8 protein-coding genes are annotated in these 14,137 nt (G+C 70.8%); 7 read left to right on the forward strand and 1 reads right to left on the reverse strand.

The features are described 5' to 3' along the window. Nucleotides 1–173 precede the first annotated feature (173 nt). The 5 genes from HIR79_RS16705 to HIR79_RS16725 all read left to right on the forward strand — a co-directional run bounded on the left by HIR79_RS16705 (nt 174) and on the right by HIR79_RS16725 (nt 5,667). Complete coding sequence (locus HIR79_RS16705) at nt 174–1,157, forward strand: TAXI family TRAP transporter solute-binding subunit (protein WP_169959212.1); 984 nt, start codon at nt 174–176, stop codon at nt 1,155–1,157. 99 nt (nt 1,158–1,256) lie between these two features. Further along, nucleotides 1,257–3,212, forward strand: a complete 1,956-nt coding sequence (locus tag HIR79_RS16710; RefSeq protein ID WP_169959213.1) for a TRAP transporter permease — start codon at nt 1,257–1,259, stop codon at nt 3,210–3,212. Beyond that, nucleotides 3,209–4,156 carry a D-2-hydroxyacid dehydrogenase family protein gene (locus HIR79_RS16715; protein WP_169959214.1) on the forward strand — a complete coding sequence of 316 codons (948 nt, stop codon included), beginning with the start codon at nt 3,209–3,211 and terminating at the stop codon, nt 4,154–4,156. Before HIR79_RS16710 ends, HIR79_RS16715 begins: the two co-directional genes overlap by 4 nt. A 29-nt stretch (nt 4,157–4,185) precedes the next feature. Further along, nucleotides 4,186–4,587, forward strand: a complete 402-nt coding sequence (locus HIR79_RS16720) for a carboxymuconolactone decarboxylase family protein (protein WP_169959215.1) — start codon at nt 4,186–4,188, stop codon at nt 4,585–4,587. 90 nt (nt 4,588–4,677) lie between these two features. Next, on the forward strand, nt 4,678–5,667 hold the full coding sequence (locus HIR79_RS16725; protein ID WP_169959216.1) for a TAXI family TRAP transporter solute-binding subunit: 990 nt from the start codon (nt 4,678–4,680) through the stop codon (nt 5,665–5,667). 20 nt (nt 5,668–5,687) lie between these two features. Here the strand turns inward: HIR79_RS16725 and HIR79_RS16730 are convergent, their stop codons facing one another. Then, nucleotides 5,688–6,341 (reverse strand): flavin reductase family protein, encoded by a 654-nt coding sequence (locus HIR79_RS16730; protein ID WP_169959217.1) that lies wholly within the window; start codon nt 6,339–6,341, stop codon nt 5,688–5,690. A 112-nt stretch (nt 6,342–6,453) separates the two neighbouring features. Between HIR79_RS16730 and recC the strand changes: the two genes are divergently transcribed. Then, the gene (gene recC / locus HIR79_RS16735; protein WP_169959218.1) at nt 6,454–10,131 is read left to right on the forward strand and encodes an exodeoxyribonuclease V subunit gamma; all 3,678 of its coding nucleotides are present in this window, start codon (nt 6,454–6,456) and stop codon (nt 10,129–10,131) included. A 30-nt stretch (nt 10,132–10,161) separates the two neighbouring features. Next, the gene (recB, locus tag HIR79_RS16740; protein WP_169959638.1) at nt 10,162–14,121 is read left to right on the forward strand and encodes an exodeoxyribonuclease V subunit beta; all 3,960 of its coding nucleotides are present in this window, start codon (nt 10,162–10,164) and stop codon (nt 14,119–14,121) included. Nucleotides 14,122–14,137: the final 16 nt, after the last annotated feature.

The raw sequence follows: 14,137 nt of genomic DNA on the forward strand, positions 1-14,137 counted from the left end.
TGACATCCTGGAGGTATCAATAGAGCGTGGCTCGCTGCCTCCCATCCCGTGAGCAGCAGCAAGCCGTCGGGCGAGTGCGGCTACCGACGCCGCCAGCGGCCCGAACGCAAACCGCAAACCGCGATATAACAGTTGACAGCCATCGGCTTCCCGAAAGCCAGGAGAACACCACAATGACAACGCTATCCCGCAAGGCACGCCTGCTGCTCCCTGCCTCTCTCATCGCCATCGGCAGCCTCGGCGCCGTCACCGCCCAGGCCAGCACCTCGCTCAACATCGGCGCCGCCCCCACCGGTACCGGCTGGTTCTTCGGCATCTCCGAAGGCGCCCGGGTGATCAGCGCCAACACCGACTACGAGATCACCGTGCGCGAGACCGGCGGTACCCGCGAGAACGCCATTCGCCTCGGGCGCGGCGAGCTCGACCTGGCCTTCACCGAGGCGCTGGTGGGGTACGAGATGTACAACGGCATCGGCCGCTTCGAGGACACCCCGAACCCCGACGCCCGCCTGATCTACTGGATCGCCCCCTCCACCATGCACTGGGCGGTGCGCGAAGACTCCGGCATCGAGACCTTCGAGGACCTCGACGGCCAGCGCTTCAACCCCAGCAGCATCGGCGGCGGCGGCGAATACATCACCGAGCTGGTGTTCGGCATCCTGGGCGTCGAGCCCGACTTCCAACGCATGCGCATCGATGACGCTGCCGAGGGCGTGATCGACGGCCGCCTGGTGGGCTTCAGCTACAACGGCGTGCCGCCGATTCCGGCCTTCACCGAGGTGCACTCCTCGCGCACCCTGCGCCTGCTGTCGCTGACCGACGAGCAGGTCGAGGCAGTCACCGAGGAGCTGCCCTTCCTGGCCGCCACCGTGATCCCCGCCGACACCTACCGCGGCATGCCCGACACCACCTCGCTGAGCATCTACATGGGCGTGGCCGCCAACGCCGATCTCGACAACGACACCGTCTATGAGATCACCAAGGCCTACTGGGAGAACCACGAGCAGGTGGCCAACTCCTTCAAGCCGGCGGATGGCGTGACCCCGCAGACCGTGATCGACAACGCCACCTTCCCGCTGCATGCCGGCGCCCTGCGCTACTACCAGGAGCTGGGCCTCGAGATTCCCGAGGACGTGATTCCGCCCGAAGCGCAGTAATCCCCCCTGTCCCCGCGGGCCAGGCGCCCGCGGGATTGCCCCGATGCCTTTACCCTGACGCACCGCCCTCCCCTCGTGCCGCGGTGCGGGAGTCATCCGATGGACACCCCAGCAAATCCCACAGTCGTTGAGAAATATTCGGAGGACTCGGGCAAGCGCCAGCTGACCGGCTTCTGGTTCCTGGTAACCCGCCTTGCCGCGGTCTCCATGGCGCTGTTCCACCTCTACACGGCCCTCACCGGCCCGATGAACACCCAGAACGCGATTCACCTGCTGTTCGCCCTGCCGCTGATCTTCCTGGCCTACAGCTGCCGAAGCCGCGACGCCAATCGTATTCCCTGGTATGACCTGGTGCCGATCCTCCTCGGCGCAATGGTCAGCATCTACTACGTGATCCACTTCGACCGGATCATCTATCAGCTGGGCTACCTGATGCCCACCACCCTGGACATCGTCTTCGGGGTCTCGGCCATCCTGCTGCTGCTCGAGGCCTGCCGCCGCGCCATCGGCCTCGCCTTCCCGATCCTCGTGCTGATCGCCCTCTCCTATGCCGCCTTCGGCCAGCATCTGCCGGGCGTCTGGGGTCACGGCGGCTTCCGCTGGGATGACCTGGTGGCCACCTTCTACCTGAGCCCCACCGGCGTCTACGGCAGCCTGATGCGCACCTCCTCCACGGTGATCGTCATCTTCATCATGTTCGGCGCCCTGCTGGTCACCACCGGCGGCGGCGACAGCTTCATGCGCCTCTCCAACGCTGCCACCGGCCGCATGTCCGGGGGTCCGGCCAAGGCCGCCACCCTGTGCAGCGCCATGTTCGGCAGCATCAGCGGCAGCACCGCCGCCAACGTCGCCACCACCGGCGTCTTCACCATCCCGCTGATGAAGAAGAACGGCTACAGCCCGCGCTTCGCCGCCGCCACCGAGGCCTCCGCCTCCACCGGCGGGCAGATCCTGCCCCCCATCATGGGCGCGGCCGCCTTCGTCATGGCCGACGTCATCTCGACGAGTTATCTGGAGATCATCAGTGCCGCGCTGATCCCGGCCCTGCTCTTCTACCTCGCCATCTGGATGAGCGTGCACTTCGAGGCCAAGCGCCTGGGCCTAGCGCCGATTCCCAAGTCCCAGCGCCCCAGCCTGCGCGAGGGGCTCTACAACATCGAGACCCTGGTGATCCCGCTGGCGGTGCTGATCACCCTGCTGGTGATGCGCTATACCCCGACCACCGCCGCGGTGGCCGCCTACTTCACCGCCATGGCGCTCTACCTCTTCTCCTGGCGCAGCCCGGGCACCTTCGTGGAGCGCCTCAAGTCGCTGCCCGCCGCCCTCGAGGCGGGTGCCATGACCGCCGCCATGATCGCGGTGATCATCGGCAGCGTAGCGATCATCGCCTCGGTGATCAGCCTCACCGGCCTCGGCCTCAAGGTCTCCTCGGTGATCCTGGTGGTCAGCGGCGGCGACGTGCTCATCACCCTGCTGCTGGCCATGGTGGTGGCGATCATCCTCGGCATGGGCCTGCCCACCGTGGCCGCCTACATGCTGGCCGCCTCGGTGGTCGCGGGGGCCTTCATCGAGGCCGGCCTGCCGAGCCTCTCGGCCCACCTCTTCATCCTCTACTTCGCGATCCTCTCCGGGGTCACCCCGCCGGTGGCGCTGGCCGCCTATATAGGCGGCGCCATTGCCGGCTCCCACTGGTTCCGCACGGCGCTCACCGCCACCAAGATCTCGCTGGGCGGCTTCCTGATTCCCTACATGTTCATCTACCACCCGCCGCTGCTCGGCAACGGCACGGCGCTGGAGATCGCCCTGGCGGTGGGCTCCGGGGTGCTCGGCATCATCGCCCTGGCCGCCTCCACCATCGGCTACTTCCTGCGCCCCTGTTCCTGGCTGGAACGTGGCCTGCTGCTGGCCGCGGCGCTGATGCTGATCAGCGGCCAGCTGATCACCGATGCGGTCGGCATCGCCGTGATCGGCGGCCTGTTCGCCTGGCAGTATCTGAGAAATCGCCAGGCGGGGGTCCCCCTGACTCACGCCCCCGACAAGGAGCCCGCTCGATGAGGATCGTGATTCCCGACGACTACCAGGACTGCGTGCGCACCCTGGACGCCTTCGCCAGACTGGAAGGCCACGAGGTCACGGTGTTCAACGACACCGTCACCGACCTGGACACCCTGGTGGAGCGCTTCCGCGACGCCGAGGCGCTGGTGCTGATCCGCGAGCGCACGCCGATCACCGCCGAGCTGCTGGAGCGGCTGCCCCACCTCAGGGCGATCAGCCAGACCGGCGGCGGTGCCGCCCACGTCGACATGGGCGCCTGCAAGGCGCGGGGGGTCACGGTGATGGCCGGCACCGGCTCGCCCTACGCCGCCGCCGAGCTCACCTGGGGGCTGGTGCTGGCCGCCATGCGCCATATTCCCGAGGAGGCCGCCAACCTCAAGGCCGGGCGCTGGCAGCGCACCCTGGGCACCGGCCTCAAGGGCCGCACCCTCGGCATCTTCGGCTACGGCAAGATCGGCCAGCTGATGGCGCGCTACGCCCGAGCCTTCGAGATGGAGGTGCTGGTGTGGGGCCGCGAGGGCACCCGCCAGCGGGCCATCGAGGCGGGCCTCGCGGTGGCCGGCAGCCAGGCGGAGTTCTTCGAACGCAGCGACGTGCTGAGCCTGCACCTGCGCCTCAACGAAGAGACACGCGGCATCGTCGCCGCCGAGGACCTGGCTCGCATGAAGCCCACCTCGCTGCTGGTCAACACCGCCCGTTCCCAGCTGATCGCTCCGGGGGCCCTGGAGGCCGCCCTGCGCGCCGGTCGCCCTGGCATGGCCGCCGCGGACGTCTTCGACGACGAGCCGGTGGTCAGCCACCCGCTGCTGGAGCTCCCCAACTTCCTCGGCGTGCCTCATCTCGGCTACGTGGAGAAGGACAGCTACGAACTCTACTTCGGTGACGCCTTCGATAACCTGCTGGCCTTCGCCGCCGGCGAACCCGTCAGGAACCTGGCCGAGTAGCCGCCCCGTGAACGAGAAGGAGCCGTGACATGAGCGAACGACAGGACGACCTCGACCCCAGGGGACTCGCCACCCGCCGCGAGGTACTGGGCGACGCCTACGTGGACGCCGCCCTCTCCCAGGTGGATGACTTCAGCTGGCCCATGCAGGAGCTGGTGACCCGCAACTGCTGGAATGACATCTGGAACCGCCCGGGGCTCTCACGCCCCACCCGCAGCCTGATCAATATCGGCATGCTGGTGGCGCTCAACCGCCCCCACGAGCTCAAGGTGCACCTGCGCGGTGCGCTGAACAACGGCTGCAGCGAGGAGGAGATCCGCGAGGTGCTGCTGCAGTGCGTGCCCTACTGCGGCTTCCCGGCCGCCATCGACGGGCTGCGCACCGCCCGCGAGGTGCTCGCCGCCTGGCGGGAGGAGCAGGGCGGCCGCTGAGGCCGGAGTGGGGCTATCATCATGGCCTGGAACACGAAGGGCCATGATGACAAACGCACCGATAACAACAACCGTGCAAGGAGAACTGCCATGACGCTATCCCCTAAACGCCTGCTCACCCCGCTGGCCGCCGCGGTGCTGACCGCCGGTCTCGCCTCGGGCATGGCCGCCCAGGCCGCGGCCGACGAGGCCGTCAGCATCGGCGTCGCCCCCACCGCCTCCGGCTGGTACTTCGGCTTCTCGGAGCTTTCGCGTCTGGTCAGCGGCGACGCCCCGCTGGAGGTCTCGGTGCGCGAGACCAGCGGCTCGCGGGAGAACGCCATCCGCCTGGGCCGCGGCGAGATCGACCTGGGGCTGATCGACGCTCCCGGCGCCTATGAGGCCTACAACGGCGAGGGCCGCTACGAGAATGACGCCATCGAGCAGATGCGCATGGTGCTGTGGGTCGCGCCCTCCACCATGCACTGGGCGGTCCGCCAGGACAGCGGCATCGAGACCTTCGAGGACCTGGAGGGGGCCCGCTTCAACCCCAGCAGCATCGGCGGCGGCGGCGAGTACATCACCGAGCTGGTCTTCGACGCCCTCGGCATCTCACCGGACTTCCAGCGCATGAGCATGTCGGACGCCGCGGACGCCGTGGTAGACGGGCGCATCGTTGGCTTCAGCTACAACGGCATTCCGCCGATCCCCGCCTTCACCGAGGTGCACTCCTCGCGCCCGCTGCGGGTGCTGTCGCTCACCGAGGAGCAGGTGGCCACCGCCACCGAGGCGCTGCCCTTCCTGTCGCCCACCGAGATCCCTGAGGGCACCTACCGCGACATGCCGGCGGCCACCACGCTGGGCACCTACATCGGCATCGCCGCCACCAGCGATCTCTCCGAGGAGGTCGGCTACGAGTTCACCCGCGCCTACTGGGAGAACATCGAGCGCCTGGGTGAGACCTTCGCCCCCGCCCGCGGCATGACGCCGGAGATCTCGGTGGAGAACACCACCACCCCGCTGCATGCCGGCTCGCTGCGCTACTACCGCGAGATCGGCATCGAGGTGCCGGAAGCACTGGTGCCGCCGGAAGCCGAATAACCCCCCCTCCCGCGGCGGCCTTAACGGCCGCCGCGCTGCTGTGCGCTCATGGCGCTGCCCGAGGCCGGGCGCTCCACCTCGAAGAGGTCGGTGCAGCGGGCGTAGTCGTTGCCCGCCATGCGCCCAATGGGCTTGAGCCCCTCGGCATCCACGTGGCGGCCGTCCCACAGGGCGTCGTCGATGTGGATCGACACCACCTCGGCCAGCACCAGGTTGCCGGCCAGTGGCTGGTCCCCGAAGCGGATGATCTCGCGCAGCCGGCAGCCGAAGGCCACCGGGGCGCCGGCCACCCGCGGCACCGAGACCCCGGCCATGGCCACCTTCTCCAGCCCGGCATGGACGAACTCGTCGGCGCCGTGCTCGAGCCCCGCGCTGGTGGCGTTCATCTCCGTCACCAGCCCCTCGCCGCTGATATGCACCACGCACTCGCCCACCTCGCCGAGGTTGCGGATGGTGTCCTTCGGGTTGGCGTCACCGGCGAGCAGCGGGGAGAAGCCCAGCACCGGGGGGTTGACGCTGACCACGTTGAAGAACGAGAAGGGCGCCAGGTTGGCGTTGCCGGCCGCGTCCAGGGTCGAGACCCAGGCGATGGGCCGCGGGCAGATGCTGCCCGAGAGCAGGCGGTAGATCTTGCCCGGGCTCAGGGCGTGTTCTTCCAGCAGGTAGTCACTCATGACAGGGGCTCCGTGAGAATCGCGATCCCCCGATGGTAGCCCATCCGGCACCGCGCTGTGGCACCATGAGAGGCCTGTCATCGCCCTCGGCACCCAGCGAAGGAACCGCGCCATGCCCGCCCTCGACGATTCCGCCCTGCAGCCCGGTTTCATGGTGATCCACGGCAACCGCCTGGAGGCGCTGCGCGGCCTCGCGGTGGAGTGGATGCGCCGCCACCCGCTGGGGCCGCTGGAGAACGAGACGATCCTGGTGCAGAGCAACGGCATCAGCCAGTGGCTGAAGCTCGCCCTGGCCGCGGACGAATCCCGGGGCGGCGCCGGCATCGCCGCGGCGCTCGACGTCAGCCTGCCGGCGCGCTTCCTGTGGCAGGCCTACCGGGCCGTGCTGGGAGAGGAGCAGGTGCCGCCGGTCTCGCCCTTCGATAAGCCGCGGCTGGTGTGGCGGCTGATGCGCCTGCTGCCCGCCCTGCTGGACGCCCCCGTCTTCGCCCCCCTGGCACGCTTCCTGGAAGGCGACGACGACCTGCGCAAGCGCCACCAGCTGGCCGAGCGCCTGGCCGACCTCTTCGACCAGTACCAGGTCTACCGCGCCGACTGGCTCACCGCCTGGGCGGCGGGCGAGGACGTGCTGATCACCGCCCGCGGCGAGACACGCCCGCTGGCCGAGGAGCAGCGCTGGCAGGCCGAGCTGTGGCGGGCGCTCCGCGACGACATCTCCCGGGCCCATGGAGAGGCGGGCCTCGCCTCCAGCCGCGCGGCGGTGCACGAGCGGTTCCTCGCGGCGTGCCAGGAGCTCGATGCAACGAACCGCCCGCCCGGGCTGCCGCGCCGGGTGATCGTCTTCGGCATCTCCTCGCTGCCCGTCCAGACCCTGGAGGCGCTGGCCGCCGTGGCGCGGGTCAGCCAGGTGCTGCTCTGCGTACACAACCCCTGCCGCCACTACTGGGCGGACATCATCGAGCACAAGGATCTTCTCAGGGCCGAAAGGAAGCGTCAGCGGCGCCGCCCCGGCATGCCGGCGGACCTCGCCGAGACCGAGCTGCACCTCCACGCCCAGCCGCTGCTGGCCGCCTGGGGCAAGCAGGGCCGCGACTACCTGCGCCTGCTGGACGAGTTCGACGAGCAGCAGGCCTACCGCGGCCTCTTCGAGGGCGAGGCGCTGCGCATCGACCTCTTCGACTCCCCTCTCCACCACAACGCCGAGCCCAGCCTGCTGCGCCAGCTCCAGGACGATATCCTCGAGCTGCGCCCGCTGGCCGAGAGCCGCGCCACCTGGCCCGCCGTGGACCCGGCTCGCGACCGCTCGCTGCGCTTCCAGGTGGCCCACAGCGCCCTGCGTGAGGTGGAGATCCTCCACGACCAGCTGCTCGCCGCCTTCAGCGAGGACCCGACCCTCAAGCCCCGGGACATCCTGGTGATGGTGCCCGACGTGGACCAGTACGCCGCCGCGGTGCAAGCGGTGTTCGGCCGCCTCGACCCCGACGACCCGCGCCATATCCCCTTCACCCTCTCCGACCAGGCCAGTCGCCACCGCCTGCCGCTGCTGATCGCGCTGGAGTCGCTGCTGCGCCTGCCGGAACTGCGCCTATCGGTGAGCGACCTGCTCGACCTGCTGGAGGTCCCGGCGGTGCGCGCCCGCTTCGGCATCCCCGAGAGCGGCCTGCCCACCCTGCGCCGCTGGATCGAGGGCGCCGGCATCCGCTGGGGGCTCGACGCCCGCCAGCGCCAGAGCCTCGACCTGCCGGGCGGCATGGCCGCCAACACCTGGGCCTTCGGCCTGCGCCGGCTGCTGCTGGGCTATGCGGTGGGCGACGCCGCCGACGGCCCCTGGCAGGGAGTGGAGCCCTATGACGACATCGGCGGACTGGAGGCGGCGCTGGCGGGCCCCCTGGTCAGCCTGATCGACACCCTGGAGGCCCAGTGGCGGACGCTCGCCGCGCCCTGCGACGTGGCCACCTGGGGCGAGCGCCTGCGCGAGCTGCTGGCGGCCTGCTTCGTGGCCGACTCCGACCAGGACCTGATGGCGCTGACCCGGCTCGAGCAGGCGCTGGACGCCTGGCAGGAGAGCGCCGAGGAGGCCGGGCTCACCGAGCCCCTCCCGCTCTCGGTGGTGCGCGACCACTGGCTCGCCCAGGTGGACGAGGCGAGCCTCTCCCAGCGCTTCCTGGCCGGGGCGGTGAACATCGCCACCCTGATGCCGATGCGCGCCATCCCCTTCCGCCACGTCTGCCTGCTGGGCATGAACGACGCCGATTACCCGCGGGTCCAGCGCCCGCTGGACATCGACCTGATGGCCCAGGACTACCGCCCCGGCGACCGCTCCCGCCGCGAGGACGACCGCTACCTCTTCCTGGAGGCGCTGCTCTCGGCCCGGGACCGGCTGAGCATCAGCTGGGTGGGGCGCAGCATCGTCGACAACAGCGAGCAGCCCCCCTCGGTGCTGCTGGGCCAGCTGCGCGACCACCTGGCCCGGGGCTGGGTCCTCTCCGGTGAAGGGCCGGCCGGACACGCTGCCGACGACGGCGGCAAGGCGCTGCTCGCGGCGCTGACCACCGAGCACCCGCTGCAGCCCTTCAGCATCGAGTATTTCCGTGGTGCGGCACCGGGCACCGGTGGAGAGGGCTCGCCGCTGAGCACCTACGCCCACGAGTGGCGCGAGCTGCACCTGCCCGGCGACGAGAGCGCGCCGCCCGAACCGGTGCCCCTGGCCCCCTTCCGCCAGGAGGCCCCGCTGACCCTGGCCCAGCTGGGCGCCTTCCTCAGGGCGCCGGTACAGGCCTTCACCACCACCCGGCTCAAGGTCTTCCTGGAGCTCGATGCCATGGAGCGCCTCGATCACGAGCCCTTCACCCTCGGCGGCCTCGACCACTGGCAGCTGCAGCATGCGCTGATCGAGGCGAGCCGCGCCGCGGTGGAGGCTGGCGAACCCCATGAGCCCGCCATGCTGGCCACCCTCGAGCGTCTCGAGCGCCAGGGGCGCCTGGCCATGGGCGGATTCGCCGAGCGCATGCGCGACTCCCTCGTCGAGCCCATGGAGAGCCTCTTCGCCGACTACCGCCAGGTGCTCGACGAGTGGCCCCACGCCATGGAGGAACCCCTCACCGTCTCGCTGGACCTTCGCGAGGCGCTGGGCGAAGGGGCCGATGAGAGTCCGAGCGGCGGCCTGGCCCTGGAGGACTGGCTGGGCGAGCTGCGCGTCAACGACGCCATGGAGCGCTGCCGGGTGCTGCTGACCACCAGCAGCCTGGTCAACAAGGGCAAATACCACTGGAAGCACTGGCTCGGCCCCTGGGTGGCCCACCTGGCCGGCCAGCTGGAGGGGCCCATGACCACCCGGCTGCTCTCCCGCGCCGGCGGCGGCACCCTGGCCCCGCTGCCCGCCGAGCAGGCCCGCGCGCGGCTGTCCGATATCGCCGCGGCCTGGCAGCACGGCATGGCCACCCCGCTGCCCCTGGCCCGGGACACCGCCTTCGCCTGGCTGGAGAAGGGCGGCAGCCCTGCGGCCATGGCCCGCTGCCTCGCCGGCACGCCCAGCGAGGAGGACGACAAGGCCTGGAAGGCCGCCAGCACCGTCTTCTACGGCAGCGGCTTCAACAACGACCACGGCGAGCGCGGCCGCGCCCCCTACCTGCTGCGCCAGTGGCCGGAGCTGGAGGAGATGGTCCGGTCGCCAGAGGGCGGCGGCTTCGCCGAGCTGGCCGAGCGGCTCTACGCCCCGCTATTACACGCGGTACGCAAGCCCAAGGAGAAGAAGGGCAACGGCGGCAAGGGCAAGGGAGGCAAGGCATGAGCACGCAGGACCAGACGACGCCCCCCCACCCTGGACCCGATCCGGCTGCCGCTCACCGGCAGCCGGCTGATCGAGGCCAGCGCCGGCACCGGCAAGACCTTCACCATCGCCCTGCTCTACGTGCGCCTGGTGCTGGGCCCCCGGGACGAGGTCGACGCCGAGAGCTTCCCCCGCGCCCTCACGCCGCCGGAGATCCTGGTGGTGACCTTCACCAACGCCGCCACCCGGGAGCTGCGCGACCGCATCCGCGCCCGGCTGGTGGAGGCCGCCGAGGCGTTTCTGGCATCAAAGAATGGAGACGGATCGTCGGGGGCAGGCCTACGAGGAGGCGCTGTGAACCCTTCCCTGGGCGCTACCGACGCCATCCCTGGCGTAGGACCTCCTCTTCGGCCTGCCCCCGACTCTACCAGCTCAGGCGATGGACTCACGGGAGACCTCTTCGCAGAACCACCGGTGGATAACTCAGAGGCGGTGGACAAGTCGCACGGCAATACGCCGGGCGGCGACCCGCTACTCGCCCTGCGTGACAGCTACCCCCGCGAGCGCTGGCCCGCCTGCGCCCGCCGTCTGCAGCTGGCCGCCGAGTGGATGGACGAGGCCGCGGTCTCCACCATCCACTCCTGGTGCCACCGCATGCTGCGCGAGCACGCCTTCGAGAGCGGCAGCCTCTTCTCGCTCGAGATGAACCTCGACCAGTCGGAGCTCGAGCTGGAGGTGGCCCGGGACTACTGGCGCAGCTTCTACTACGCCCTGGACGCCGAGGCCCTGGCGGTGGTCACCCGCTACTGGGAGACCCCCGACGCCCTGGCCGAGGACGTCCGCCGCCTGCAGGGCGACGCCGAGCTGCTGCCCGACGCCCCGCCCCCCGCCGGGGCGCTGGCCAGCATGCAGGCCGAGCGCACCCGGGTGCTCGCCGAGCTCAAGGCGCCCTGGCTCGCCTGGCTGGAGGAACTATCAGACGCCCTGGAGAGCGCCGCCGCCGCCAAGGCCTATGACCAGCGCAGCCTCAACAGCCGCAGCCGTGCGAGCTGGCTGGGCGCCCTGCGCGACTGGGCCCAGGACCCAGAGCTCGCCACCCCCGCGCTCACCGACGCCGCCTGGAAGCGCCTGACGCCCGAGGGCATCGCCGAGATCTGGAAGCAGGGTGAGCCGCTGGACCACCCGGCCCTGCACGCCCTGGCCGCGCTGCCCGGGCAACTCGAGGCCCTGCCCAGCGCCCATGCCGACCTGCTGGCCCACGCCGTGCGCTGGATGAGCGAACGGCGCAGCCGGGTGCAGCAGCGCCGCGCCGAGCTCGGCCCCGACGACCTGCTCGAGCGCCTCGACCGCGCCTTCGCCGGCCCCGCCGGCGGGGCGCTGGCCGAACACGTGCGCCGCCAGTTCCCGGTGGCCCTGGTGGACGAGTTCCAGGACACCGACCCGGTGCAGTACCGGCTCTTCGACCACGTCTACCGCCTGGCCGAGGCCCCCGACCCCGACAACCCCGGTGCCGTCCTGCTGATCGGCGACCCCAAGCAGGCGATCTACGCCTTCCGCGGCGCGGATATCCACACCTACCTGCAGGCGCGCCGCGACACCGCCGGGCGCCACGTCACGCTCGGCACCAACTTCCGCTCCTCCACCGCCATGGTGGAGGCGGTCAACCGGGTGTTCCGCTTCGCCGAGGCCCACCCCACCGGCCGCGGCGCCTTCCTGTTTCGCTCCCCCGAGGGGGACAACCCCGTGCCCTTCCTGCCGGTGTCGGCCAAAGGCCGCAAGGATGCCCTGACCCGCGACGGCGAGCCGCTGCCCGCCATGACGCTCTGGTACTTGAAGGGCGGGCACCTCGCGGCACAGGGCGACGATGCCGAGAAGGGCATGAGCAAGGGCGTCTACTTCCAGGAGATGGCCGCGCGCTGCGCCACCCGGATGGCCGAGCTCCTGCGCGAGGGCCAGGCCGGGCGCACCGGCTTCGGCGCGCCCGGCGAGCCCTTCCGGGCACTGAAGCCATCGGACCTCGCCGTACTGGTCAACAACGGCAACGAGGCGAAGGCGATCCGCGGTGCGCTGCTCGAGCGCGGTATCCGCAGCGTCTACCTCTCCGACAAGGAGGGGGTCTTCGAGACCCCGGCCGCCCTGGAGCTCGAGGTGTGGCTGGCCGCCTGCGCCGAGCCCGACAGCGAGCGGCGCCTGCACGCCGCCCTGGCCATGCCCAGCATCGGGCTCTCGCTCGCCGAGCTCGACGCCCTGCAGCACGACGAGCTGGCCTGGGAGGCGCGCGTGCTGCAGTTCCGGGGCTACCACCGGCAGTGGCAGCGCCAGGGGGTGCTGCCCATGCTGCATCGGCTGCTGGCCGACTTCGCCGTGCCCACCCGGCTGCTCAGGAGCCCTAGTGGCGAGCGACACCTGACCGACCTGCTGCATCTCGGCGAGCTGCTCCAGCAGGCCAGCGCCGAGCTCGACGGCGAGCACGCCCTGCTGCGCCACTTGAGCGAGGCCCGCGCCCACCCGCCCCAGCAGGCCGACACGCACCGCCTGCGCCTGGAGAGCGATGCCGACCTGGTGCAGGTGATCACCATCCACAAGTCCAAGGGGCTGGAGTACCCGCTGGTCTTCCTGCCCTTCATCTGCGCCTTCCGCGAGAAGAAGGCCACCGACCTGCCGCTCACATGGCACGACGCGGCGGGCCGCCGCCACCTCTCGCTGGAACCCGACGAGACCGTGCTGGCCCGCGCCGACGACGAGCGCCTGGGTGAGGACCTGCGCAAGCTCTACGTGGCCCTGACCCGCGCCCGCCACGCCACCTGGCTGGGCATCGCCCCGCTCAAGGGGTTCGAGCGCAGCGCCATCGGCCAGGTGCTCACCGCCGGGGCACCGCTCTCGTCACCCTCGACGGACGGCCTGCTCGAGGCCCTCTTCCCCCTCGCCCAGGGCGCGGCGGAGACGGAGCTCAAGGTCGAGCCGGCGCCGGAGCCGAATGACCAGATGGTGCCCAGCGAGGCGAACGACGAGGCCCTGCGCGAGGCGCTCACCCCGGCCCGCCGCGCCCGGGAGCACTGGTGGATCGCCAGCTACTCGGCGCTGCGCATGGGGGGTGAAAGCATCGGTGGCGAGAGAATCGGCGGTGGGGAGGAAGAACACGCTCTTCTGGAAGAACCCGAGACGGCTCTGGAAGCCACCGCCCGGGAGATGCGCGACGAGCCCAGCGACCCGGCCAGCGTGCCGCTGCCGGTGAGTGATGCCTCGCTTCACCGCTTCCCCCGCGGCCCGGCGGCGGGCACCTTCCTGCACGGCCTGCTGGAATGGGCCGGTGCCGAGGGCTTCGCCCGACTGGCCGCGGAGCCCGAGCGCCTGAACGACACCCTGGCGCGGCGCGCCAACCTGCGCGGCTGGCGCGAACGCATCCCGGCGCTGCAGGCCTGGCTGCGGGGGCTGCTGGCCTGCGAGCTGCCGGTGCCGAACGCCCCCGAGGGGCCGGTGTCGCCGCTGCGGCTGGACCGGTTGGAGAGCGCTCACTATCAGGTGGAGCTGGAGTTCTGGTTCGCTGCCCACCGGGTCGACACCACCCGACTGGACGCCCTCGTAAGCGCTCACACACTGGGCGGCGCCGAGCGCCCGGCGCTTGAGCGCGACCGGCTCAACGGCATGCTCAAGGGCTTCATCGACCTGGTGGTGGAACACGAGGGGCGCTTCTACGTGCTGGACTGGAAGTCCAACTACCTGGGCCGCGACGACGAGGCCTACAGCGAGGCGGCCATGGCGGAGGCGGTGCGCGAGAAGCGCTACGACCTGCAGTACTGCCTCTACCTGCTGGCCCTGCACCGCCTGCTGAAGGCGCGGTTGCCCGGCTACGACATCGACCGCCACCTGGGCGGCGCGCTCTACGTCTTCCTGCGTGGCCAGCACGCCCCCTCCCGCGGCGTGCACCGCGAGCGCCCGCCCCGGGCGCTGATCGAGGCGCTCGACGCCCTGTTCCGCGATGCCGATGCCACCCCGGAGGAGCAGCCATGAGCGCTGGAGACAAAGC

Origin of the sequence: Halomonas sp. PGE1, assembly GCF_013000985.1 — a bacterium.
Classification (GTDB): Bacteria; Pseudomonadota; Gammaproteobacteria; order Pseudomonadales; family Halomonadaceae; genus Halomonas; species Halomonas alkalicola.

Excerpts from the sequence above, each read along its gene's own strand:
- HIR79_RS16705 (WP_169959212.1), top strand. The coding sequence starts at position 174 with ATGACAACGCTATCCCGCAAGGCACGCCTGCTGCTCCCTGCCTCTCTC.
- HIR79_RS16710 (WP_169959213.1), top strand. The coding sequence starts at position 1,257 with ATGGACACCCCAGCAAATCCCACAGTCGTTGAGAAATATTCGGAGGAC.
- HIR79_RS16725 (WP_169959216.1), top strand. The coding sequence starts at position 4,678 with ATGACGCTATCCCCTAAACGCCTGCTCACCCCGCTGGCCGCCGCGGTG.
- HIR79_RS16720 (WP_169959215.1), top strand. The coding sequence starts at position 4,186 with ATGAGCGAACGACAGGACGACCTCGACCCCAGGGGACTCGCCACCCGC.
- HIR79_RS16715 (WP_169959214.1), top strand. The coding sequence starts at position 3,209 with ATGAGGATCGTGATTCCCGACGACTACCAGGACTGCGTGCGCACCCTG.
- recC (WP_169959218.1), top strand. The coding sequence starts at position 6,454 with ATGCCCGCCCTCGACGATTCCGCCCTGCAGCCCGGTTTCATGGTGATC.
- HIR79_RS16730 (WP_169959217.1), bottom strand. The coding sequence starts at position 6,341 with ATGAGTGACTACCTGCTGGAAGAACACGCCCTGAGCCCGGGCAAGATC.